Below are 24,198 nucleotides of genomic sequence, written 5' to 3'. Positions count from 1 at the left end.
CGAGGGGGCGCGGTTTTACCGTTTTGCTCTTTCAGCGACCGGCTCGTCGCCTCGGAGAATCCGTCGACAGTTTCGATTTCAGTGAAAGGGCAAGTAACTTACCCCCCGCAGGTGAACACCGGGCTATGAAGGCCGTCGTCCTCGCAGGCGGGTACGCGACGCGAATGTGGCCGATTACCAAACACCGGCCCAAGATGTTCCTCCCAATCGGTGAATCGACCGTCATCGATCGCATCTTCACGGAACTCGAGGCTGACGACCGAATCGAGGAGGTCTACGTCAGCACGAACGAGCGGTTCGCCCCCGACTTCGAGGCCCACCTCGCCGACAGCGAGTTCGACAAGCCCCGGCTCTCCGTCGAGGAGACGACCGAGGAAGACGACAAGTTCGGCGTCGTCGGCGCGCTCGCACAGTTGATCGACCGCGAGAACGTCGACGAGGACCTGCTGGTCATCGCCGGCGACAACCTGATCAGTTTCGACGTGTCCGACTTCCTCGACTACTTCCAGGACCGCGATGCGCCCACCCTCGCCGCCTACGACGTCGGCTCCCGCGAGAAGGCCAAGTCCTACGGGCTCGTCGAACTCGAGGGCGACCGCGTCGTCGACTTTCAGGAAAAACCCGACGACCCCAAGAGCACGCTCGTCTCGATCGCCTGCTACGCGTTCCCCGAGGAGTCGCTCGACTTGCTGCCGACCTACCTCGAGGACGGCAACAACCCCGACGAACCGGGCTGGTTCGTCCAGTGGCTGCAGAACCGCGAGGACACGTACGCCTACACGTTCGAGGACGCGTGGTTCGACATCGGAACCCCCGAAAGTTACCTCGATGCGGTCGCCTGGCACCTCGACGGGGAATCGCTGGTCGCCGACTCGGCCACGCTCGAGGACGCCACGATCGGGGACAACGTCCACGTGATGGACGGCGCGACGCTCGAGGGCACCGACCTCGACCATACGGTCATCTTCTCGGACGCGACGGTCCGGAACGGCGATATCCGTCGCTCGATTATCGACCGAGGAACCCACATCGAGGACCTGGACCTCGCGGGGGCGCTCATCGGAGCCCACACGACGATCACGAACGGAACGGACGAGTAGCCGCGAGTTGCGGTTCGGGTTTGCCGTCGATATCACTACACACTCTTGTACGGGCCTGTAGCGGCACGTAAACAGTACATCGCAGCGATCCCGAAGCAGTCGATACAGCTATCAGTCTCCCACATGATACGTGGGGACAACGCACATGAGCAGCGAGCAGACGGTCCGGGCGGTCCTCGACCCCTACGCCGACGGCGTGCCGGTTCGGGAGCTCGCAGCGGCGTTCCACGAGCACCGACGCTGGACCGGTGACGATCCGTTGTTGCTGATCGCCGAGGCCGCTGCCTCGACCACCGGACAGAGCTTCGTCGGCGGCATCGAACCGACCGTCAGCCGGTTTCGCGACGCGTTCATCGAGACCGACCGCGTCGATTCGTTCGCGGATCTCGCTGCGCTCGAGCTCGCGGACGACGAACTGGTGGCCGTTTTCGGTGCCAAGCGAAAGCGACACGTCCTCCTCGAGATCGCCCGCGTCCTCGCCGACCGACCCGAAGACGACGATCTGGACGCGCTGATCGCGTGGGCGAGCGCCGCCGACCATTACCGGTACGACGAGGACCCGATCGGCTCGATCGCCGGCGTCGGTCCCTCGAGTTACCAGTACCTCCGCCAGCTCGCCGGCGTCGAGACGATCAGGCCGCTCCCGCAGGTCGTGGCCCTGATCGACGCCGTCGCCGACGACCTCGAGGACTCACCGCTCGACACGGCGACCGATCTGCGGACGATCGCGTCCGGCGAGTGGCTGTCGTTCCTGTCATCGTACTCGCCGCTCCAGATCGATCGCATCGCGTGGTGGACGTTCACGGACGAGGCCGATCGCGAAGCGGTGAGAGCAATACACGAGAGGGAGCCTGGGAGCGACGCGCCCCCAGGCTCTGACGGGTAGCTTCCCCTTTCTCGAGCAAAAAATCTGTCTGGCGAGAGCTTCGGTTTCGCTGACCTTCGCTCACGCTGTTCGCGAAGAAACCAAAAACCCCGCTCGTTCACTCGCGGTACACGCCCTTTACTCACTCAACTTCGTATCTGTAATCCGCAACCGCCCTCGCGTCCCGTCCCATTCCGTGTCGTACTCGAGATCGATCCGACGATCCATGTGCGGCCCGTCCACCACGAACGTCTCAAGAACCACCTTTTTTCCTCTCGGGTCAGCCTCCGGCTGACCGCTCGAGCAAAAAATCTGGACCAAAAAACTCCGCTCGCTCACTCCGTTCGCTCGCGGGACAATAACTACTCCAACTGCGCATCCGTAATCCGCAACCGCCCCCGCGTCCCGTCCCATTCCGTATCGTACTCGAGATCGATCCGACGATCCATGTGCGGCCCGTCCACCACGAACGTTTCGAACTCGCCGCCCTCACCCAGAATGTGGACGCCGTACTCGTCGTTGAGCGCCTCGAGTTCCGCGATCGCCTCCCGATCGAGCGTTCGGCCGAGCCACGACTCGTCCAGTCCGTGCGCTGCGACCTGAATGATGGTGATTTCGAACCCCGCCTCGAGCATCGCGTCGGCCAGATCGCGGGGGTTCTCCTGCCAGAGCGGGGCGAACAGGTCGCACTCGAGGCGGTCGCACATCCCCCGAATCCGGCTCGTCTGGTACTCGCTCTCGACGGCCCCCGCCGTGACGCCGGCGATACCGCCCGGGAGGTCGCGAGCGAGCTCCTCGAGCGCCGCCTCGAGGGGCTCGAGTTCGTCGTCGCCCTGCGCGCTCGAGTCGGTCGCCGCGTCGGCCGCGAAGTCGTCGGGTTCGACGTCGACCAGTTCGATCCCGATGCTCTCGGCCGCCAGCGCGGCCAGCTCCGTCGCGGGCACGTGGTACATGTACGAGTCGCCGGTCGGGTGGACGGTGACGAGGCGTTCGACCGGGAGCCCCCGCTCGAGGGCCCGGAAGAGTGCCCACGACGAGTCTTTGCCGCCCGAAAAGAGGCTCACCCACGCGCCGTCTGCGTCGCTCATGGTCGGTCGTTGCCGGGGAGGGCTAAATGGGTACCGAGTCCGAGCGGGTTCAGGGGGTGTGCTCCTCGGACGAGTCGAGGTTCGTGCCCGCGTCGGCACCGCCGTCCGTGAGCTCGGGGTCGGTCCGGTCCGCTGCTGGCTCGGAGTCGGGCGTCCCGGTCGCGTCGGCGGTGGCCTCGGGTTCGCGGTCGGCACCGGTGTCGGACGGTGCCCCGCCGTCGGCACGGTCGAGGTCGTCGCGCTGGCCGCTGAGCGAGGACGCGATCCGGGCACCGACCAGACTCACCACGATCGCGGTGATGACGAACAGCGCGAGTCGCTGGCCGGCACCCATCGCGAACCGCTCGTTCGAGAGGACCCAGAGTGTATGGGCCGGGACGATGAACGGCTCGATCGCGTCCTGTTGCTCGAGGAAGTACGCGGAGAAGCCGCGAACGACCAGACTGACGGCGACGACGATGAACGGCAGGTTGAGGAACGAGGTTCGGATCGGCTCGTCGCTGATCGCCTCGTCGAGCAGTCGACCGGCGCTGGCGGTCAGCGCGGCCATCGCGAGCCAGGGGATGCTGTCGAAGGCGAACCGGGTCGCGGGGATCACCACGCCGGGCGTCTCCCCGACGTTCGAGACGCCGAGCGCGCCCACGAACAGTCCGACGAACGTCAGTCCGGCGGCGACGACGTAGGTGACGACCGATACCTGCCCGGAGTACAGCGATTCCTGGGTCTGGTGGGCCAGTCTGGCCAGGATCTCGTCGACGTTGAAGCCCTTATAGAGCAGGAACAGGCCGATGACGGTGGTGATCGCGGCTGCGCCCGTCGCGGGCCCGACGGTGGTTGCGAGGAGCGGGAAAACGAGCAGGGTCAGCCCGATCGGGACCAGCACCGTCTGCCGGAGCTCCTCGTCCGCGAGGAACTGTTTGAGCAGGTAGTACGTCGATTCGATATCGCGGGCCTGCCGGACGACGACGCGATCGACGGAGTCGACGCGGACGCGGCTCTCGACGATCGGGATCAGCCGTTCGTCCTCCGCGCTGTCCGTTACCACGATCGCCGACTCCGGTTCGTAGTCGGCGATGAGATCGTCGAGCTGTTCGGCGACCGCCCGATCGGCCGACACCATCGACTCGTGGTCCCCCGAGACCACCGCGACGACGACCTCTTCGCTCTCGTCGCGCAGGTTCTGGGCGACCCGTAGCGACTCGAGCAGGGTATTGACGCCCGAGTCCTCCGGATCCGCGAGGCCGACGTCGGTCACGAGCGCGCGGACTGCCTCCCAGCCGACGACGGGCGAGCGGAGGCCGGTCTTGCGGCCCACGTCGTCGGTCCGGTCGAGGCAGACGACCAGCGTTGTCACGATAGGCGTTGGAATCCCTGCGACGATAAATCCACTCACTCGGAAGCGGTGGACCCTCCCCCGTCGTTCGGAACACCGCCCCACCGAGGTGGCCGAACTACGAGAACTAGTGTAAATTACGAATCAAATAGATTTATTTATTCCGGATATAGTTATTATAGTGATCCGAAATGGAGAAATAAATGCGCAGAACGTTCATGCAGGCGGTCGGCGCGGGGGGACTCGGTACCCTCGGGGCGGTCGGGAGTGCAGCGGCGACGACGACGATCGCGATCGAGGGGGGTGGACACGACATCTGGAGCGATACCGACGCGTTCCACTACTACTACGAGGAAGTCGACGGCGACTTCGACGTCACGGTCAAGATCGACGACCTCGAGAACACCGACGGATGGGCCAAGGCCGGCCTGATGGTCCGGCAGACGCTCGCGGACGACGAGGAGCACGCGATGATCCGAAAGACGCCCGGAAACGAGACCTCGGTTCAGTGGCGCTCGGACGGGGGCGACGAGGCCGAAAGTACGACGTCGGGCAGCGGCGAACACCTTCGCGAAGTCTCGGGCGGAACGATGGCGGCCGAGTGGCAACGCATCGTCCGCACGGGGGAGACGATCCGGTCGTACGGCTCCAAAGACGGTGAAAACTGGACGCTCATCGCGGAATTATCGCCATCGGCGGGAACGATCGACTTCGCCGGCAGCGCCTACGTCGGGCTCGCGGTCACGAGCCACGACGAGGGAACCCTCGCGACGGCGACGTTCTCGAACCTGTCGGGGCTGTCACCGTCCAGCAACGCCGACGTCGGCGACGTCGAGGTTCCCGGCAGCGTCACTACCAGCGACGGCGGTTCCGGCGGCAGGGACCCCGCTCCGGTCGTCTCGACGGGATCGGCCTCGAACGTCACCGCGTCGTCGGCCAGCCTCGGCGGTGCCGTCGACGAACTGGCCGCTGACGACTCGGCGACCGCATACTTCGAGTACCGCCCGCGCGGCGCGCGGTCGTGGACCGCGACCCCGTCACAGACGCTCTCCTCGACGGGATCGTTCAGCTACCAGGTCGGCGACCTCTCGAGTGACACGACCTACGAGTTCCGCGCGGTCCTCGAGGCGGACGACGGCGACGGAGACAGGGGATCGATCAATACGGTCGAGACCGCGGTCGACGAGACGGACGGATTCGTCGTCGAGGGTGCCGGTGCCGACATCTGGAACCAGTCGGACGAGGGCCACTACTACTTCACCGACGTCAGCGGCGACTTCGACGTCACCGTCGAGGTCGACGGACTCGAGGACACCGACGCGTACGCCAAGGCCGGGTTGATGCTCCGCGAATCGCTCGATCCCGAGGCGAAGAACGTCATGATCCGACGGACCCCCGGCCACGACACGTCCGTGCAGTGGCGTCCCGAGAGCGGCAGCGAGTCGACGAGCCTGACCTCCGAGGCGGGCGACGGAGAGAGCGAGATATCCGACGGAACGATCGACGCGAACTATCAGCGACTCGTCCGGAGCGGCGACACGCTCGAGGCGTACGCGTCGACGGACGGCCGGGACTGGGCGCGCATGGCGGCGCTTTCGAGCGACGCGATCGACCTCGCGGAGAGCGGCTATCTCGGGCTCGCGGTCACGAGCCACAACGCGGGGACCCTCTGTGCCGCCGAGTTCTCGGAGCTCGATGGCGTCTCCCCGACCCACAATCGGGATATCGGCGACGTCGACGTCGCCGGGAGCGTCTCCGGGGACGACGGCGCGCCCGTCGACACGAACCCGGTGGTCGCGACGGGATCGCCCGCGGACGTATCTGCGACGACGGCGACCCTCACCGGACAGCTCGACTCGCTGGGACGGGCGTCCTCGGCGATAGTCGGGTTCGAGTACCGTGCGGCCAGCGCCGGGTCGTGGACCGCAACGGACGGTCAGACCGTGTCCGACCCCGGTTCGTTCGACGCCGAGATCACCGACCTCTCGAACGAGACCGACTACGAGTTCCGCGCGGTCGTAGAGGCCAGCGACGGCGACACCGATACCGGCGCGGTCGCCACGTTTACGACCAACGGGCCGGACACGGCTCCCGTCGTCACGACCGGCGAGGCGACGGAGATCGACGCCACGTCGGCCACCCTGAACGGCCACCTCGAGCGGATCGGAACCGAGGCCTCCTCGGCGGAGATCGCGTTCGAGGTTCGTCCCGTCACCGACGACGACGAGGACGACGCCGAGTGGATGCGCTCGAACTCCGAGACGCTCGAGGAACCCGGCGAGTTCCGCGGAGACGTCGTCGGGCTCTCGGGCGAGACCGACTACGAGTATCGCGCGGTCGCCGAGGCGGACGACGGCGACACCGCCACCGGCGATATCGCGACGTTCACGACCGAGGAAGCGCTCAACGAGGGCGGGTCACACTACGACTACACCGACGGCTTCACCACGCCGGCACCGTGGCTCGAGGACGGGGACGTCGACGTCTACCGGGTGCAGGAAGCGACCCGGAGCGCGGTCGAAGGGCCGTTCCAGGCGAGCGGCCCGCGCGTGGTCGTCTTCGAGACGAGCGGCGTCATCGACCTCGGCGGCGACAGGTTGCAAGTCACCGAGGACAACTGCTGGATCGCCGGACAGACGGCCCCGTCACCGGGGATTACGTTCATAAACGGCATGCTCCAAGTCGACGCCAACAACTGCGTCGTCCAGCACGTCCGTTCGCGCATCGGCCCCGGCGCCGACGGGAACATTCAGGGCAACGACTCGTTCAACACCCAGGACGACACGACGAACAACGTCGTCGATCACGTGACGGCGTCGTGGGGGACCGACGAATGCATGTCCATCGGCTACGACACGGACAGAACCACCTACACGAACAACCTGATCTACGAGGGGCTGTACAATCCCTACGGCGACGAGTCCGACCACAACTACGGCACGCTCGTCGGTGACGGTGCTTCGAACGTTACCATGGCGGGCAACGTCTGGGCGAAGGTCCGCGGCCGCGTTCCGCGACTCAAAAGCGACACGGAGTCCGTCGCCGTCAACAACCTCGCGTACTTCTACGACTACGCAGCAGCCACCGACGGATCGGCCGTCACGAGCTTCGTCGGTAACGTCTACACCGGCCTCCTCGACACCGGAGACGCGCCGCTCGAGGGCGGATCCGCCTATCACGAGGACAACGTCACCGCCGATCCATCGCTGGACGACGACCAGTCGTTCGCCGAGACCGACTCGCTGCGTTCCCCGCCCCTGTGGCCCGACGGGCTCGAGACGATGCCCTCGAGCGAGGTCGAGAGCCACAACCTCCGATACGCCGGCGCGCGGCCGGCCGACCGGACGGTCAACGACGAGCGAATCATCCGTGAGATCACGGAGCGTGCGGGCAACGACCGACTCGACTCGCCGTACGACTACTGGCTCGGTCATCCCGACGAGATCGGTGGCTACCCCACGCTTCCCGAGAACACGCACTCGCTGTCCGTTCCCGACTCGGGCCTGCGCGAGTGGCTCGAGGGCTGGGCGCTGGCCGTCGAGGAGCCAGGAGCGAGCCCGCCCTGAGCAGCAGGGACGAATCGAAGTCGGTCCACAGCAAAACGGTGCGGCTCGTCGACGGGCCGATCGGTAACGGCTCGAACGCGTTTCGATCGCAGCCGGCGACCGCGTCGACGGGCGCTCCCGACCGATAGCGAACTGTTCTATCGGACGTTCGTGCGCTCTCGAGTCCGGCCCTCAGGTCCGGAGTCGGAACCCGCGCTCGTCGGCGACACCGGCGATACCGGCGCCGAACGCGTACGCGATGCTCTTCGCTCCCGCACCGACGCGGGCCATCAGCGGCCGCTCGGGCTCGAACTCCTCGATCCTGACCTCGTCGGTGTCGAGCCGATCCGCGAGTTCGTCCTCGATCTCCCGACGGGTGCCGAGATGATCGACCAACTCCATCTCGTGGGCCTCCTCACCGAGGTAGATCCGCGCCTCGGTGTCCCGGACGAACTCCGGCTCGAGATCGCGCCCGTCGCTGACCCGCTCGACGAAGGTGTCGTAGTAATCGTCGATCAGTCCCTGGAGGTACTCGCGTTCCTCGTCCTCGAGTTCCTTCAGCGGGGTGCCGGCGTCCTTGAAGTCGCCGGCGGCGAACCGTTCGTAGGAGAGGCCGACCTTCTCGGCGAGGTCGCTCGCGTTGACCCGCGAGCCGATGACGCCGATCGAGCCGACGATCGAGCCCTCGCGGGCCCAGAGTTCGTCACAGCCGCTGGCGATCCAGTAGCCGCCGCTGGCGCAGACGTCGGTCGCGTAGGCGACGGTCGGCCCGTCGAACCGCTCGGCCGCGAGCCGGATGTCGTCGCTGGGGACGACCTCGCCGCCGGGCGTGTTCAGCTTCACCAGCAGCGCTCGGACGTTGTCGTCCTCGTCTGCACGATCTATCTGCTCGACGACGTCGTCGGCCGGGGTCGAACCCGGGCTCGTCGGGAGCGGACCCCCGCCGCCGTCTCGACTGATCGGCCCCTCGACGGCGACCTCGGCGACGTCGTAGGTCGGAAACAGCGAATCGGCGGCGTTGCTCGCGAACCGCAGGCCGACGAGGGCGACGACGAGCGCGAGCACGACGCCCAGCAGCTCCGACAGCGTGTCCGGAACGAGGAGAAACAGGACGACGCCGATGACCGCGAACGCGAGGCCGCCGCCGACGACGACCGCGAGTCGTTCGATACCCTCACTACTGACCACGGACAGCACCTCGAGTCATATCCGTACCTGGGCCCGGTTCCCGTTAAGGGTTGCCGGTCTGAGATAAGACGCGGGCCCGCCGATTCCGGACGTTCACGGCCCCGGTCGCGTCAGGGTCGCTACGAGTCGGATCGACCGCCGCCGTCGGTCTGGGCCGATCGCGTCGGCTCGCCGTCTGCGGCCGGACTCGTCTCGGCCGACTCCGCCCCGTCGTCGGCGATCTCGGTCTCGATGTCCGGCTCGAGCGTCGGTTCGGCCTCGGCGGCTCCCTCGCCCGACCCGCCGTCGAACCACTCCCGCAGGAGGTTCACGCCGTCCTGAACGAACGGTATCGGATCGTCCGCGACTGCATAATCGAATCGGGGGTGGCAAACGAGCGATGTAGCGACCTCGCGCGCGGCGGTTCCGAACGACGGCCGGTCCACGAGCGGGTACTCCTCGGTGACCACGCTGTGAAGGTAGCTGAGTTCCCCGCGGAGGAGATGACCCCCCATCCCGACTTCGTAGGTCGGCTCCGACGTGATCGGTTCGTCCGTCGCCAACTGCCAGTAATAGTTGGGAAAGTCGGCACCCGCACGGACCGAAAACGGGAGCGACGACCAGAACCGCGGGTTGATCTCCATTAGCTTGAACTCGCCGTCGGCCGGATCGCGGAGGAACTCGACCATCGCCAGCCCGTGCCACTCGAGTTCGTCCAGCAGGGCACGCCCGGCGGCCTCGAGCTCCGGAATGTGAACCGACTCCCGGTACGCGCTGGGCCCGCCGCAGTACTTCCAGCCCCGGCGTTGACAGTGCTGAAACGTCGCGACCGGCTCGCCGCGGTCGTAGAGCGCGAAGAAGCCGAACTCCCGCGAATCGGGGATCAGCTCCTGAACGATCGGGACGTGGCCGCGTTTCTCGGCGGCCGCCTGCGGGTCCGGTCGCGTGCCAGGCTGCTGGTATTCGGTCGAGCCGATCTCCGCATCGTCGAACCGGGAGCCGAGATAGGCGGGCGCGGCCACGGTGTAGCGTGGCTTGACGATGACCTCCCGGTCCCAGTCGTCCCACTGATCGAGGAGTTCGGTTTCGGGGACGCCGACACCGGCCGCGTCGGCGGCGTCGAAGAGTTCGACGCGGTCCTGAACGCGTCGAAGGGTCTCGAACGCCGGCCACGGCGTCGCGATCTCGTCGGCGAACGCGTCTCTGCGCTTCGCGAGAACGTAGACGTCTTCCTCACGGACCGGAACGATCGTCCGTACCGCCGGCTGTTTTGCGAGCGAGAGCAAGGCATCCCCGTACGCAGCGAGTTCCGTATCCGGATCCGGCAGATGAACGAACGCATCGCGATACGTCGAGGTGGCTGCCGGAGTCGACCGCGACTCGGAACCCACGATGGTTCGGACGCCACGCGGATGCAGTGAGCGGAGACAGGCAACGGTGCTCGGCGCGTCGATTCCCGGCACGAGCACGCTCGCGTCGTCCCTCTGACGTTGCATGAGTGATACCTCGGGGCCGCGTCGCATTGTTATGGATCAGCTACGCTTCGCCGCCGATCCCTCCTGCGATTACGCCCCGGTTTTGCGACGGTAGGATCCGAATAGCTACCGTTCGAGGGCCGTCTCTCTGTCCCCCGTCCATCCCGTATTCGTCCCTCTCGGAGGACGAACACGATATCGAAGGCGACCCCATCGACAGTCCAGACGTAAGTTCCCGTTACGACGATCGTTTCGCCCGCATCGACGACCCGTCTCGGGTGCGTCCGAGCGTGATCTGCTCGCCATCCCGACGCCGACACCACGTACTCGAGGACGGTGACGATGCCGGGCGGATTCGGTCGGAGCGAGTACCGCTCGCGGCGTCGATCCAGGTGCTGTCGTCGGCCGGACTCGATGCCAGTTCGTCCACTCGGGCCCGATCCGCGAAAACGTGACCGGTGAGAACAGCCGGGGGACTATTACGAGGGTGTAGCGGATGAACGGACGACTACCCACTGGGAGTCCCAGGTCCCGACCGGCAGTTCACGCTCTGCTCGAGCAGTCACATCGGGAGAGAAAGGACTACACGAACGCTCGAGAAACCCGAAAATTCGGGGAGAAAGTCGCGGTAGACGGAATCGACTTAGAGCAGTCCCGTCTTCTGAAGCTTCATCAGGTCCTCGGTCTCGAGGGTTTCGCCTTCCTTGAACTTCTGGTAGATCTCCTCGGCCTCTTCTTTGGCCTCCTCTTTCTTCTTGTCCCGCTCGGACTTGCGCTCCTCTTCTTCCTTCTTGTCCAGTTCGCGCAGGCGCTTCTGGACGCGGACGAAGTCCTCGTGGTGGCGGTCGGCCGCCTCCTGAGCCTCGACGAACTTCTCGTGCATCTCGTCGGCCTCGTCGCGGATGTCGTCGGCCTCTCGATAGGCCTCGATCATCTGGTTGTGATGTTCCTGGGCCTTGTCGGCGAGTTCCGTGACCTTCTGGTGGTGCTGGGAGGCGTCCGATCGCACTTCCTCGGCTTCCTCGACGAGCTCCTCTAAGTCCTCGTTCTGATCGAGCTTCTGCTTGCGCTCCTCGTACTCCTCACGCTTTCCCTCGATCTTCTCGATGAGCTCCTTTTCTTCCTCGCTCGAGAGGACCTCGGTCTGCTGTTTGAACTCGAGGTCTTCGATCTCCGACTCGAGCTCCTCGAGGTCCTTGCCCTCGTCGAGCTCCATGTCCGATTTGAGCTGCTCGACTTTGTCGAAGAGCTCGTTGGCTTCGGCGTTGAGCTCGTTGCGGCTCTCCTTGTGCTCCTGGACCTTCTCGTTGAGCTCGTCGCGTTTCTCGCGGTGCTCCTGGGCTTCGTCGACTTTCTCGCGAGTCTTCGCGTTGAGATCGTCGCGCTTGGAAGCGCGGTCGGAAGCCATCTGGTTCAGCTCGTTTCGCCGGTCTCGCAGTTGCCCGGCCATTTTGATGAGCTGTCCTTTCGATTTGTTTTCTAGGTCGTCCTCTGTCAGTTCGATGTTTTTCGATTCGTCTACCATGTTAGTTAATCCTCTGTGCCATACCCGCACCGGAGAACCGATCGGACGGCGGCCCGAATCCCTCGCCGACGGCTCGACGGGAGAGTCAGGGATAGCCGACTGACCGTTCGAAGCGACTGCTCACGATCTGCGAAACCTCGGTGAATAAGATTTCCTGTCATCGATCGTCGAGCGATACGCGCCCCGGTGGCGTTCTGGTGACTGATACTATTGGCGCCTATAATTTAAATGTACCGGTCACCACACCCCTGAAAACCGTTAGCAGGGGCCTCATCCTCCCATGTCGGGCTGTGACATGGTCCGGAAGGCACTTATAAATCGTATCGATTGCGAATCGTCCGATCGTCGACCGCCACCTCGAGGTCGACTCGCTCTGCGTCCCGGGGAATCCGCGCCGTTCCGGCGGGGACGGTTTCGAGCGGGTCGACGCTCACCCGTTCGGTGTCCGTCTCGTCGCCGGCCCGCCAGCCGACGATCGCCTCGAGCGTATCGCGGGTGTCGTTGCAGAGGGTGATGCCGACCGTTCCGGGGCTCGTCGGCCCGTCGAGAACGGCCTGAATAGGCTCGTAGGACTGTGCGATCGCCTCCGACGCCGGTTTCGAATCGCCGTCGATAGTGTAGACTCCCATCCCACCGCCCGGCGCGGTATCTCGGAGCGTCGACGCCGCGAAGATGCCGGATTCTCGCCGGCGAAGCGCCTCCGCGACCGTCTTGAGCGTGTCGGCCTGTGACGCCTGTGAGGATTCGGGTGTGATCCCGCCAGTGCCCGCCTGCCGTTCGAGCAGCGCCGGCTCGAGCCCGGGAATCGTCGCCGGATCGGCGTCGTCGTCGGTCAGCGAGCCGGCACCGAAGCCGCCGACGACGTCGCCGAGCGACGGATAGGTCTCGAGCAGCCAGTCGACGTCCCCGGCAGCGAGATACCGCCAGCCGGGAAAGAGATGGGCGGCGTCGGGGTCGGTTCCCGGCGGACCCGTCACCGGGACGACCGGCAGGTCGCCGGGGAAGGCGTCGGCGACGTCCGCGGCGGGATCGTGGTCGACCGACGTCCGCCACGCCCGATACCGAACGGCGAGTTTCGCGAGCAGACCGCTTCCGAGGGGCTCCGCGTACGGGTCCGTCGGCCGATCCTGTACGCCGTACATCGCGAGACTGGGATGGTGACCGTACGTCTCGGCGAGAGCGGTCGCCAGTTCCGTCCCCCGCTCGACCGGAAGCTCCGATCCGCTGGCGGGCAGGTCCTGCCAGACGAGGATCCCGGCCTCGTCGCAGGCCTCGTAGAACGATCGCGGTGGGACGTGTGCGCGCGCCCGAAGCAGCGTCGCGTTCGCGTCGACAGCCCGACGAACGTCCGCCTCGGGATCGCCGCCGGGCAACCGCGTGAATCCGCGGGCTCGGACACGCCGACCGTTGACCAGGAGACCGTCCTCCTCGCGCTCGACGTGGCGGAGTCCGACGGTTCGTTCGGCGCTATCGCCGCCGAGTTTCGCCCGCACCGTGTACCGATCCTGGGGACCGTACTCCCGAGGCCACCACAGCGAGGGCTCCCTGACCGAGAGCGTCCTCGATACCGTCACCCGTTCGCCCGCTTTGGCCGTGACTGGGACGCGTTCCATGGCGGCACCGCCGCGAAACCCCTCGGGCCGAAGCGACAGCGTCACCGCGTCGTCGATCGCCGCCCCCGCGTCGATCTCGAGCGTGACGTCGATCGCAGCACCCGCACCGTCCGCCGCCGCGTTCGCGGCCGAGGCCGTGGACGCATCCGCGCTCGCGTCCGATTCGGAATCCGTTCCCAGGCGAGGCTGGACGTCGAATCGCCGAATAAAGCTCCGCGGGCGCGACTCGACCTCGATACCCCACCGGATCCCCGGCGTTCCGAAGTGGTCCGGAACCGCGTCGGTCTCGTCGATTCCGGCGAACGACTCGGGCCGCTCGCAGACGAGTAGCAGTTCGTTCTCGGAGCAGGGGTCGAACTCGAACCGGCCCGGGACGACGGGTGAGTCGTGGGTCCCCAGCCGCGTGCCGTTCAGCCAGATCTCCGCGCGGCCGGAGACCCCGCGGAGTTCGAGCAGCGCGCGGTCGGTCTCGTCGTCCCGCGGATCCGCGACCGTCGTTCGATACGCGATCGTCCCCTCGTCACCGAATCCCGACGGTCGTTCGGGGCCCGAAACCGGGACCCACTCCTCGACGGTCGGCGGCCCGTCACCCCCGCGGTCCGTGACGATCCCCCCAGTCCACTCGTCAGTCATTACCACCGTCAGTGCGCCCGAAGTAAAAAGCCCTTCCGACGTTTCAGAACGGACTAGAACAGGTTCTCGAGCCGGTCGTCGGTAAGTTGGTCGGCGTGGTCGGTCGATTCCGACTCCGCCTCTTCCGTCGCTTCGCGAGCCCGTTCCATGAACGACTGCACTCGGTCGGATCGTTCGGCGCCGCCGAGCAGTACCAGCGCGCCGAGTCGGTCGCTATCGATCGGGAAGTCGCCGCCGCGGACCTGCATGCTCCCGGTCTCGTCCTCGAGCCAGTGGCGCGCCTTCTCGACGCCCTTGCGCGGGATCGCATCGGGCCGGCCCGCGACGACCAGCAGCGCCGAGTCGGCCGTCGTCGCCTCCGGCAGGCTCGTCCCGGTGAGCAGCGCCTGTCTCGAGACGGTCATGGCCGTGTTGATGTTCTCGCTGCTGTCATCGCTCGCGATCTCGGTCGCGTAGCCGAGCGCCGCGACGCCGCCCGCGCGGAGGGTGTTGATGACTTCGCTCGAGTCGACGACGCTTTCGCCGACGCCCTCGACGGCTTCGCCGGACGCGAAGAGAAGGCCGACCCGCTTTGCGATCTTCTCGTTGATCCTCTCGAAGGCTCCCTCGACGCTCTCGCCCTGTTCGTGCCAGGCGTCGTTGTCGATCAGCAGCGTCGAATCGGCCTCCCGGAGGAGCGTCTTCAGGGACCGACCGGCGTTGGCCTGATAGAGCGCCCCCTCGTTGCGGCCCGGCAACACGCCGAGCGCGTAGACGGGGATGTCGTAGATCTGCTGGAGGTGGTGAACGAGGACCGGCGCACCGCCGCTGCCCGTCCCGCCGCCGAGGCCGGCGACCACGAAGATCGCCTCGGCCTTCGACGTGACGCGGCCGTCGAGGCCGTCGAGGACCTGCTGGATATCCGACTGCATGACTTCCGTCCCGAGTTCGTTATCGGCGCCGACGCCGTGGCCGTTGACGCGGTCGGCACCGATCAGCTGCGTGTCGACGAACTCGAGCGACTCGAGGTCGGCCTCCGCGGAGTTAACGGCCAGCGCACCCTGCACGGCTCCGTACCCCATGTTCGCGTCGAACCGGGCGAGCCGTTCGGTGACGTTTCCGCCGGCCTGACCGACTCCGATCAGGGCTACTTTCATACCACTTACATGCGAGTGGGGCCTGTTGAACGTTCCGGTAATCTGATACGCCGCTCGGAGGGATCGGGGCCGCGTTCGGCCATCGGTACCGAGAGAAAGTGACATGCAACCGGAGGCCCGCCGGCGAAGGTCACAATACATTTCTGCCGCATTCCCCTCGTGTCCCGTATGTTCTACGAACAGCGGATGACCGTCCCCGGCTCCCCCGCCGATCTCCGGGCCGAGTACGAGGACGATCTCGCAGCGATCGTCGACGACCGCGGCGCCGCGGCCGTCGCAGCCGAAACCGACGTCGATCGGGAGACGCTCGAGTCGCTCACCGCGGGCGACTCCCCCGATCTCGCACTCGAGGACGCGGCCCGGATCCAGTCGCTCGCCGAGGGCGAGCCCGATCCGGAGACGATGGTCACGATGGCCCTCGAGCACCTGCTCCTCGGGATGTCGACGGCGGTGCTCGACGTCGACGCCGTCGAGACCGAGCTCGAGATCGATCTGGACGCGAAGGAAGTCCATCAGAAGATCGAGGGACGAGCGCCGATGTCGTTCGACGAGTTCGTCCACATCCAGTACGTGATCGCGGACGGGGCTCCCTGAGTCGGACCGGCGGTCAGCATCGCCGGATAACCGGCCATCGACCGCGGACCTCGAGAGCAGTCCGCAACCGGACCCTCCCGATCGACTATCGGTTCGGTCGACAATTCTCGGGAAGAGGACCGGAACGTAGCCTCGAGCGGTGAAATTATGTGTAACCGACCGCGAGTTTGGCCATGAACGTTGCAATTCTCGGCTGCGGGCACGTCGGTATCGAACTGGGCCGACAGCTCGCGGCTCGCGGTCACGAGCCGATCGGCGTCCGCCGGTCTGACGAGGGCATCGAGCGGATCGAGAGCGCCGGGTTCGACGGGGTTCGGGCGGACGTCACCGACCGCGAGGCGCTCGCGGCGGTTCCGGACGTCGACGCGATCGTCTTCGCCGCGAGCAGCGGCGGGCGAGGTGCCGCGGCCGCTCGAGAGGTCTACGTCGACGGATTGCGAACGGCGATCGAGGCGTTCGGTGACCGCGAGAACGCGCCCGATCGGCTGGTGTACACCTCCTCGACCGGCGTCCACGGCGACCACGACGGTGACTGGGTCGACGAGGAGACGTCGCTCGATCCTACTACCGAAAAGACCGAGGTGCTCGTCGAGGCCGAGCGGATCGCCCTCGAGCACCCCGAGCGATACGGCTTCGACGGGACCGTGGCGCGCTATGCCGGCCTGTACGGTCCGGATCGATACCGGCTCGAGCGCTACCTCGAGGGACCGGTGACGGAAGGCTATCTGAACATGGTCCACCGGGACGACGCCGCCGGCGCGGTTCGGTTCCTGCTCGAGGAGGATCTCGCTCGCGGCGAGGTCGTCCAGGTGGTCGACGACGAGCCGGTTTCGAAGTGGGAGTTCGCGGACTGGCTGGCAGACGAGTGCGACGTCGAGCGGCCGCCGAAGCGGACGAAGTCCGAGCGGCTCGCGGACGACGAGCTCTCCGAGGCGGGCCGTCGCCGGATCCTGACGAGCAAGCGCTGCTCGAACGAGAAACTGCGGGCGCTCGGCTACGAGTTCGTCTACCCCACTTTCCGTGAGGGGTATCGCGACGCGATCGACGCCTATCGCGGCCACTGACCCGATGTACACGCTACTCGCGAGGTAGTCGTTCGACTCGGTGTCCGTCGACTGTTACCGGCCACGATACCCGGACGAGTCAGCAGACTGGGGGTCCACCGGCCGTAGCGGGGGTAATCGGGGGAAATTTCTTGGTGATTCGATTTGATCTCATGGTATGAGCTATCGGCGCGCTCCGACGGGAGGTGCCTTCGTCGGGGCAACCCCGTTGGTAACCGAGTCAGTAAGCGACTCGGTCCGTTCTCTCGATCCGCTCGTTCTCTCGCTTCTCGTTCTCGTCGTCGTGGGGCTCGCTCTCGGTGGCTGGTGGCTGATTCGCTGGTTTCGTCGACCGCCGGGCGTCCGGCTCCAGCGCATGCTCGCCGGTCACGACGAAGTGACCGTCTTGATGCATCCGAACCCCGATCCCGACGCCATGTCGTGTGCGATGGGCGTCGCGGCGATCGCGGACTCCGTCGACACCGACACCACGTTGCAGTTCTCGGGCGAAATTCGCCATCAGGAGAACCGCGCGTTCCGAACGGTCCTCGATCTGGACCTCGAGTCCATCGACGCGAGCTCCCAGCTCGCCGCGGGTCCGGTGGTGCTGGTCGATCACAACACGCCGCGGGGATTCACCGGTGCCCAGACCGTCGAGCCGATCGCGGTCGTCGACCACCATCCCGGTAACGGGGCCGGGACGGAGTTCACCGACGTGCGAACGGACTACGGCGCGGCGTCGACGATCATCGTCGAGTACCTGAACGACATCGGTGCGACGATGGCCGGCGAGGACGGCTCGAGCGACTTCGAAATCTCGCCGGAGCTGGCGACCGGCCTCCTCTACGGCATCCAGTCCGATACGAACCACCTGACGAACGGGTGTTCGCGGGCCGAGTTCGACGCCTGTGCGACGCTGTTTTCCGGGATCGACGAGGACCTGCTCGATCGGATTGCCAATCCGCAGGTCAGCGACGACGTACTACAGGTCAAGGCGACGGCGATCACGCAAAAGCGGGTCGAGGGCCCCTTCGCCACCTGCGACGTCGGCGAGATCGGCAACGTCGACGCGATTCCGCAGGCCGCGGACGAACTGATGCAACTCGAGGGCGTCACGGCGGTCGTCGTCTACGGCGAACACGACGGGACGTTACATATGTCCGGGCGCTCGCGCGACGATCGGGTCCACATGGGCGAGACGCTGCGCCACGCGATCAGCGACATTCCGATGGCCAGCGCGGGCGGCCACGCGCGAATGGGCGGCGGACAGCTCTCGGTCGATCACATGAACGGAATCGGCCCCTCCGACGGGATCAGCCGCGAAGAATTCGAAGAACGGCTCTTTTCCGCGATGGCCGGCGAACGGTGATGCAGCGTCGCACCGAAGCGCCAGACTATGGCGTATGTTTGTTACGGACCCACACCTGCGCGTCTGTGCTGTGCTGACTCGCAGGCCCCCTACCGACGGCTGCCGGATGCCTAGCGGATCTCCTTCCACTCGGCCCCGCACTCCGGACAGATACGAACCGTCTTGATCTCGTCCGGGTCGTTTTCGGTCTTCAGCGGCTTCTCGCACTCGCCACAGACGAGTCGATCGTAGGTGTCCTTCTCGAGGTCGCCGGCACGGAGTGCCTTCCGGACTGATTTCATGTTCACCCTGTAGGGAGGAGGGGAAGAAAAAGACCGGTGCTTTATCCGGTCTCGGCCGCGGCCCTCGCCTCCGGGCGCCGACGTGACTCCCCCGCTGCGATTCGTAAGGGTTGACCCCCTCGACGAGACAGCCGCAGTGTGAACGAGACGGCGAGCGGACGACGACAGCACGCCGGTCGGACGGGCGTCTTCGGGACGCTGTGTGCGATGGTCTTCCTGGTGAACCTCGGCCGAGTGATCTACGCGCCGCTGCTCGAGCCGTTCCGGACGACGTTCGACGCGAGCGCCGCCGCAGTCGGACTGTTGGCGACGCTGGCCTGGCTCGGGGCCGCGGCGCTCCAGATACCGACGGGGTACCTCCTGACGCGAGTGCCCCGTCACTGGCTGATCCTCGCCTCGGGCGGGCTGTTGGCCGCCGGGTCGGCGTTCGCGGCCACCGCGGGGAGTCTCGAGGTGCTCTACGTCGGCGCGCTCTGTATGGGGATCGCGAGCAGCGCCTACTTCGTCGCGGCGAACCCGCTGGTCAGCGAACTCTACCCGTCTCGCGTCGGGCGCGCGATCGGGATCCACGGGACCTCGAGCCAGACCGCCGCGGTGGTCGCGCCGTTGCTGGTCGGCGCGTTCTTCGCGGTGACGTGGCCGATCGCGGCGTGGCGCGCGCTCTTTCTCGCGATCGCGGTGGTGGCAATCGGATCGACGGTCGCCCTCTTCGTCGCCGCGAGGCGCGCGACGCTACCGGAGGCCGGGAAACTGGATCGCGATCTCATCGGCGCGTTCCGGCGCCAGTGGCCGATCGTCGCGACGGCCGTGGCGATCGTCAGTACGGCGATGCTGGTCTGGAACGGCGTGTTCAACTTCTACGTGACATATCTCGTCGAGGTCAAGGAGTTCCCCGAGGGCTTTTCGCGATCGGTCCTGACGCTGCTCTTTCTGGCCGGCGTCCCCGCGTTCGCCGTCACCGGCTGGATCGCCGACCGGGTCCGGTTCCTGCCGCTCTTGCTGGGCATCGTCGGCGCGTTTCTCGTCTCCCTGCTCGCGCTGACCGTCGTCGAGGGGACGGTGGCGATCCTCGCCGTCACGGCGTGCATGGGCTACATCATTCACAGCATCTTCCCCGCCTCCGACACCTACGTCCTCGCGTCCGTTCCGGACGAGAACCGCGCGAGCGCCTACGCGCTGTTCAGCGGGCTAATGATGCCGATTCAGGCCACCGGGAGCGCGATCCTGGGGGCGATGGTCGACGCCGGCATCACCTTCGACGACTCCTTCCGGCTCCTCGCGGTCGGTATCGCGGTCGTCCTGCTCGTCATGCTCGCGCTCGCCGCCGCCGGTCGGCTTCCGACGGGCGCGAACGGATGAACGGGTCCATCCACCGGCCAGTCTTTCCTCCTGTGATCCCGCGCGAGCCTCCCCGACCGCGTCCCGTCTGCCGCATCCGTGGCCGTTTTACCGGTCCGCTCGAACACCCCACCGATGGAGTACGTCCAGGAGCGGATCGCCACGCTCCACGAGTTCGGCGAGGGCAACGGGGGAAGGGAAACCGATCTCGCCCGCGACGCGGTCGCCGCAGTCGCCGACGCGGCCGTCGTCGTCCCGATGACCGGCCGCGAGCTCGAGAGCCCCGCCGCCGAACGCGTCCTGGGCGAACTCGAGCGTCTTCAGCCGGCACCGGAGGCGGTCTTCGTGCCCGTTCGCGCCGAGCCGGAGCGAATCGGTCCGTTTCGGGACTGGCTCGGCTCGTTCGCGCTGCCGACTCGGGTCCTGTGGTGTAACGCACCCGGTATCGACGCGTTGCTCGCCGACGCGGGGCTGGGCGGCGAGTTCGGGAAAGGACGGGACGTCTGGCTCGCGCTCGGCCCCGCGGCCGACGCCGCCGACGCCGTCGTGGTCCACGACGCCGACGCCCGCAGCTACGAGGCCGAACACGTCCACCGCCTGCTCGCCCCGCTGACGATGGCGTTCGAGTTTTCGAAGGGGTACTACGCCCGCGTCGAACGCGACCGGCTCTACGGTCGGCTCTTCCGACTGTTCTACGAACCGCTCGTTCGCTCCCTCGCGGACGCCCACGACGCCCCGATCGTCGACTACCTCGACGCGTTCCGGTACGCGCTGGCCGGCGAGTTCGCCGCGACAGCCGACCTCGCCCGGCGGCTGCGGACGCCGCGCACGTGGGGACTCGAGGTCGGGACCCTCGGCGACGCCTACGAGGTCGCCGGCTTCGGCGGGACGGCGCAGGTCGACCTCGGCCGCCACGAACACGACCACCGGGCGGTCGCCGGCGACACCGGACTCGAGGGAATGAGCCGCGACGTCGCGGCCACGTTCTTGCGCGTTCTCGAGGAACACGGCGTCGACCCCGGGTACGAGACGCTGCCGGAGCGGTACCTGTCCGCCGGCGACGAGCTGATCGACCAGTACCGCGCCGACGCGGCGTTCAACGGGCTCGAGTACGACCCCGCCGGCGAGCGGGATCAGCTGGCCCGCTACGCCGAGTCGATCTCGCCGCCGGGTCCGGACGCCCGCCTGCCGCGGTGGACCGACGCCCCGTTCGAACCGGCCGACGTGCTCGCGGCGGCCCGGCCGTGGCGGGAGCGTCGCATCGGCTCGCGCTCGCAAGACTAATCCCCCTCTCGTCCGTTGGGGAGCGTATGGACGCGACCGCCGACGAACTGGCCGGCGTGGTCGACCTCTTCGGCGGGTTGACTCGCTCGGAACTCGAGCGGGCGCTCGCCGAGGCCGCCTACCGCGACGACGGTCAGTCCGTCGACGACGCGGCACTCGAAGGGGCGATCGACGAGGCGATCGAGACGTTCGCGCTCGTTCGGCACGATCCCGCCGACGAGGGCGCGGTTTCGACGACCGACGGCGAGCCGCTGCTGGTCGCCGGCCCGACGGCGTTTCCCGCGGTTCCGGAACACGCGGAGGACGTCCCCCACATCCTCGATATCGACCGCCGACGGGTCGACCGCGAGACGCTGGGGAAGACGGCCCGCGAGCGCGTGATCGAGACGGCCGACGAGGCCATCGCCGCGGACGACGAGGAGCGGATCCGGTCCCTGATCGACGTCAGCTACGACGTCGAGGCTTGGGCGCCGGTCGACTGCACCGACGAACGGACGCGACTGGAGGACGCACTCGAGGAATGACGGGCCCGAGACTGACGCTCGAGCCGATCGCGAACTACGAACCCACCGAGATCACCGATCAGGAGTACGACGCGGCGGTGCTCGCCCCGATCGTCGATCGCGACGGCGAGGACCACCTGCTGTTCACACGGCGTGCAGACCACCTCGGCGAACACCCCGGACAGATGAGCTTCCCCGGCGGCGGAGCCGAGCCCGAAGACGAGACGATCCTCGAAACCGCGCTCCGGGAGGCCAACGAGGAGATCGGGCTCGAGCGCAGCGAGGCCGAACTCGTCGGCCAGCTCGACGACATTCGGACGGTCACCGAGTACGCCGTGACTCCCTTCGTCGCACACGTTCCGGATCGGGAGTACGTTCGCGAGGAGAGCGAGGTCGCCGAGATCGTCGTCCTGCCGCTCTCGGGGCTGCTCGATCCGGACAATTACGAGTACGAACGCCGATCCCACCCCTACTACGGCGAGATCGTGATCCACTACTTCCACGTCAACGGCTACACCGTCTGGGGGGCGACCGGCCGGATTCTGGTGCAACTGCTCGAGCTGGCGACGGATTTCGAAGCGCCCGAGAAGGTCGAGCGGTCGGAGTTCTAGCCGATTTCGATCAGATCCGATCGAGGTCGCGTTCGAGCTCCTCGGTCGTGTATCCGACGTCGATAGCGTCGTCGGCAGCGAGTGAGAACAACTCGGTGTACGGTATGCCCTCGTGTTCAGCCGCTTTTCGCAACGTCGTCTCGTGATCCCGAAGGGCCTCGAGTCTCGTTTTCGACCGGTCCTTCGTTGTACTGCATGATGATTCGATCCCCAATAACGGTGTCTGCTCGCAGGCCGTCAAACCGAAACCGTCCCGGGAACGATCGGACAGAAAACGAAAAACAGGCGACGATGGCCGAACGCCTTACAGACCTTCGAGCGACCGTAGCTTCTGTTCGACGTCCGGTGGAGCCGCACTCGGGCCGTCGCGCACGCGGTGGTCGGGGATCAGAATGGGCGCGGGATTCTCGTCGAGCGCGGTTCGGACGAGGATGATGTCGTCCTCGTCGGTGTGATCGAGTCCCGAGGTCATCCGGGCGAGCGTCTCGACGGAGACCTGATCGCCGTAAGGAATGTCCTGTACGCCCTCGAGGACCGCCCGCTGGTCGGTCGGCATGGTCATCGCGACCGTGACGTCGTCGAAGGTGATCTCCTCGAGGCCGTCGAGGTACTCGAAGATCCGATCGAGGACGACGTGGTCGTCCTCGGCATTGTCGTCGGGAATCTCGGGGAACGAGACGCTCAGGACCCGTCCGCTTGCGGCCCCGAGCTGGACGTACCGATCGAGGTACTGCGATTCCCGCGCGTAGATTCCGGCGTCCGTAACGTCCTCCATAGGAGACTGTAAGAGAGCCGGGCTTGAATAGCCGCCGGTCCGCGTTCGTTCTCTCTCGTCCCTCGAACGATCACGGTTCTCTTACGACCGAGTCCACACCCTACTGATCTGTGAAACGGCGCTATATCCTCAAGACCACTCGTCGCGACAAGGATGGACGAGGCTCGGCGGTTCATCGCCAGCGAAGCAGGTCATGACGAGGACATCCTCCAGAAGGCGGACACGGCGCTGATTGGTCTCGCAGCTCAACTACTCGATAGCGGGCAAGCAGACCGCATTGCCCTTTTGACGACTAATAAACCGGCTGATCGAGCTACCGAAACGCTGCTTTCCGAACGTGGATTCGACGATCGTATCGAGTACCGATACGTTAGTGTGAACTAGCTTGAAACGATCACAACAGCGGAATTCACCTGAGATAGGTTTCTCAGAGGGGAGTGACCCACAGATGAGGTCACGTCTACGGTTTCATTCCCATATTTTACTAATATCGAATTCGAAATTACAGGTATGGATCGGCTTCGAATTTTCGAGGTGTCTGTAGCATTGCTTCTTCTGAGTACTGTAATGGTTATCCTTCCAACACCACCGGAACGGATCCCCAATGTCGAAGAGCCATCTCTGATTGGAATCGCGATCAGGGCCGGTATTTGGTTTCTGCCGCCGCTTCTCAGTGGGCTTGTTCTCTACCAAATTAAGGAAAACCAGTTCCAATTTAATTCTCTCCTGTGCGGGAGTGTCAGCGTGGCGATTTTGCTTCTTTTTCTCTTGAATCTCTCCACAGTGTACCAGTCTGAAAATGTCGTGACGTACGACGAGCGAGGTATGTTTCTCGGCGCGGTTCTCACCCTGCTCGCGGGTTGTTATCTTGCTCTCTTCATCCTCGTCAGAAGCGCCATGATCAAGTTCGGCTGACAATC

At 66.0% G+C, this 24,198-nt stretch carries 21 protein-coding genes and 1 pseudogene; 12 read left to right on the top strand and 10 right to left on the bottom strand.

The genetic code is table 11. The annotated features are described in order from the left end of the window. Positions 1 to 125 precede the first annotated feature (125 nt). Positions 126 to 1,100, top strand: coding sequence for a nucleotidyltransferase family protein (locus LDB05_RS18230; RefSeq protein ID WP_226005394.1), 975 nt, complete (start codon positions 126 to 128; stop codon positions 1,098 to 1,100). A 145-nt stretch (positions 1,101 to 1,245) separates the two neighbouring features. Beyond that, positions 1,246 to 1,986 carry a hypothetical protein gene (locus LDB05_RS18225; protein WP_226005393.1) on the top strand — a complete coding sequence of 247 codons (741 nt, stop codon included), beginning with the start codon at positions 1,246 to 1,248 and terminating at the stop codon, positions 1,984 to 1,986. 117 nt (positions 1,987 to 2,103) lie between these two features. On the opposite strand, the pseudogene LDB05_RS18220 reads toward LDB05_RS18225, so the two are convergent. From LDB05_RS18220 to LDB05_RS18210, 3 genes and pseudogenes are all read right to left on the bottom strand, one after another. Beyond that, positions 2,104 to 2,220: pseudogene (locus LDB05_RS18220) on the bottom strand (diphthine--ammonia ligase); the annotation flags it as partial. A 107-nt stretch (positions 2,221 to 2,327) separates the two neighbouring features. Further along, positions 2,328 to 3,053, bottom strand: coding sequence for a diphthine--ammonia ligase (locus tag LDB05_RS18215; RefSeq protein WP_226005392.1), 726 nt, complete (start codon positions 3,051 to 3,053; stop codon positions 2,328 to 2,330). Positions 3,054 to 3,102: 49 nt separating this feature from the next. Continuing rightward, complete coding sequence (locus LDB05_RS18210; RefSeq protein ID WP_226005391.1) at positions 3,103 to 4,407, bottom strand: DUF373 family protein; 1,305 nt, start codon at positions 4,405 to 4,407, stop codon at positions 3,103 to 3,105. 182 nt (positions 4,408 to 4,589) lie between these two features. Between LDB05_RS18210 and LDB05_RS18205 the strand changes: the two genes are divergently transcribed. Then, entirely contained in the window at positions 4,590 to 7,952 is a 3,363-nt protein-coding gene (locus tag LDB05_RS18205) for a hypothetical protein (protein WP_226005390.1), read from the top strand. A 171-nt stretch (positions 7,953 to 8,123) separates the two neighbouring features. Here the strand turns inward: LDB05_RS18205 and sppA are convergent, their stop codons facing one another. The 5 genes from sppA to LDB05_RS18180 form a co-directional block, all read right to left on the bottom strand. Then, positions 8,124 to 9,119 (bottom strand): signal peptide peptidase SppA, encoded by a 996-nt coding sequence (gene sppA, locus LDB05_RS18200; protein WP_226005389.1) that lies wholly within the window; start codon positions 9,117 to 9,119, stop codon positions 8,124 to 8,126. 119 nt (positions 9,120 to 9,238) lie between these two features. Beyond that, positions 9,239 to 10,594, bottom strand: a complete 1,356-nt coding sequence (locus LDB05_RS18195) for a carboxylate--amine ligase (RefSeq protein ID WP_226005388.1) — start codon at positions 10,592 to 10,594, stop codon at positions 9,239 to 9,241. A 622-nt stretch (positions 10,595 to 11,216) separates the two neighbouring features. Next, the gene (locus tag LDB05_RS18190; protein ID WP_226005387.1) at positions 11,217 to 12,098 is read right to left on the bottom strand and encodes a coiled-coil protein; all 882 of its coding nucleotides are present in this window, start codon (positions 12,096 to 12,098) and stop codon (positions 11,217 to 11,219) included. A gap of 311 nt (positions 12,099 to 12,409) precedes the next feature. After that, positions 12,410 to 14,344, bottom strand: coding sequence for a glycoside hydrolase family 2 protein (locus LDB05_RS18185; protein WP_226005386.1), 1,935 nt, complete (start codon positions 14,342 to 14,344; stop codon positions 12,410 to 12,412). Positions 14,345 to 14,397: 53 nt separating this feature from the next. Beyond that, positions 14,398 to 15,480, bottom strand: coding sequence for a tubulin/FtsZ family protein (locus LDB05_RS18180; RefSeq protein ID WP_226005385.1), 1,083 nt, complete (start codon positions 15,478 to 15,480; stop codon positions 14,398 to 14,400). A 168-nt stretch (positions 15,481 to 15,648) separates the two neighbouring features. On the opposite strand from LDB05_RS18180, the gene LDB05_RS18175 reads away from it, so the two are divergent. The 3 genes from LDB05_RS18175 (at position 15,649) to LDB05_RS18165 (ending at position 18,486) form a co-directional block, all read left to right on the top strand. After that, a complete protein-coding gene (locus tag LDB05_RS18175; RefSeq protein ID WP_226005384.1) occupies positions 15,649 to 16,074 on the top strand; it encodes a DUF5791 family protein in 426 nt (141 codons plus the stop codon). Positions 16,075 to 16,247: 173 nt separating this feature from the next. After that, positions 16,248 to 17,138 (top strand): SDR family oxidoreductase, encoded by an 891-nt coding sequence (locus LDB05_RS18170; RefSeq protein WP_226005383.1) that lies wholly within the window; start codon positions 16,248 to 16,250, stop codon positions 17,136 to 17,138. Positions 17,139 to 17,295: 157 nt separating this feature from the next. Next, positions 17,296 to 18,486, top strand: coding sequence for a DHH family phosphoesterase (locus LDB05_RS18165; protein WP_226005382.1), 1,191 nt, complete (start codon positions 17,296 to 17,298; stop codon positions 18,484 to 18,486). A gap of 110 nt (positions 18,487 to 18,596) precedes the next feature. Here LDB05_RS18165 and LDB05_RS18160 read toward each other — a convergent pair whose 3' ends face one another. Further along, on the bottom strand, positions 18,597 to 18,767 hold the full coding sequence (locus tag LDB05_RS18160; RefSeq protein WP_226005381.1) for an HVO_0758 family zinc finger protein: 171 nt from the start codon (positions 18,765 to 18,767) through the stop codon (positions 18,597 to 18,599). 138 nt (positions 18,768 to 18,905) lie between these two features. Here LDB05_RS18160 and LDB05_RS18155 point away from each other — a divergent pair, with 138 nt between their 5' ends. From LDB05_RS18155 to LDB05_RS18140, 4 genes are all read left to right on the top strand, one after another. After that, positions 18,906 to 20,126, top strand: coding sequence for an MFS transporter (locus LDB05_RS18155; RefSeq protein WP_226005380.1), 1,221 nt, complete (start codon positions 18,906 to 18,908; stop codon positions 20,124 to 20,126). Between the two features lie 114 nt (positions 20,127 to 20,240). Next, entirely contained in the window at positions 20,241 to 21,389 is a 1,149-nt protein-coding gene (locus LDB05_RS18150; protein ID WP_226005379.1) for a glycosyltransferase family protein, read from the top strand. A gap of 26 nt (positions 21,390 to 21,415) precedes the next feature. Continuing rightward, positions 21,416 to 21,913: a DUF7109 family protein gene (locus tag LDB05_RS18145; protein ID WP_226005378.1), complete on the top strand. Its 498-nt coding sequence runs from the start codon at positions 21,416 to 21,418 to the stop codon at positions 21,911 to 21,913. Next, positions 21,910 to 22,503, top strand: coding sequence for an NUDIX hydrolase (locus LDB05_RS18140; protein WP_226005377.1), 594 nt, complete (start codon positions 21,910 to 21,912; stop codon positions 22,501 to 22,503). Before LDB05_RS18145 ends, LDB05_RS18140 begins: the two co-directional genes overlap by 4 nt. Positions 22,504 to 22,807: 304 nt before the next feature. Here the strand turns inward: LDB05_RS18140 and LDB05_RS18135 are convergent, their stop codons facing one another. Further along, complete coding sequence (locus LDB05_RS18135; RefSeq protein ID WP_226005376.1) at positions 22,808 to 23,278, bottom strand: MGMT family protein; 471 nt, start codon at positions 23,276 to 23,278, stop codon at positions 22,808 to 22,810. A gap of 123 nt (positions 23,279 to 23,401) precedes the next feature. On the opposite strand from LDB05_RS18135, the gene LDB05_RS18130 reads away from it, so the two are divergent. Together LDB05_RS18130 and LDB05_RS18125 are read left to right on the top strand one after the other, a co-directional pair. Beyond that, positions 23,402 to 23,662, top strand: a complete 261-nt coding sequence (locus LDB05_RS18130; RefSeq protein ID WP_484549601.1) for a PIN domain-containing protein — start codon at positions 23,402 to 23,404, stop codon at positions 23,660 to 23,662. Positions 23,663 to 23,788: 126 nt separating this feature from the next. Beyond that, positions 23,789 to 24,193 (top strand): hypothetical protein, encoded by a 405-nt coding sequence (locus LDB05_RS18125; RefSeq protein WP_226005374.1) that lies wholly within the window; start codon positions 23,789 to 23,791, stop codon positions 24,191 to 24,193. Positions 24,194 to 24,198: the final 5 nt, after the last annotated feature.

The organism is Natrinema salinisoli (genome assembly GCF_020405205.1).
Taxonomy (GTDB): Archaea; Halobacteriota; Halobacteria; order Halobacteriales; family Natrialbaceae; genus Natrinema; species Natrinema salinisoli.
This window is presented reverse-complemented; position numbering and strand designations above follow the sequence as displayed.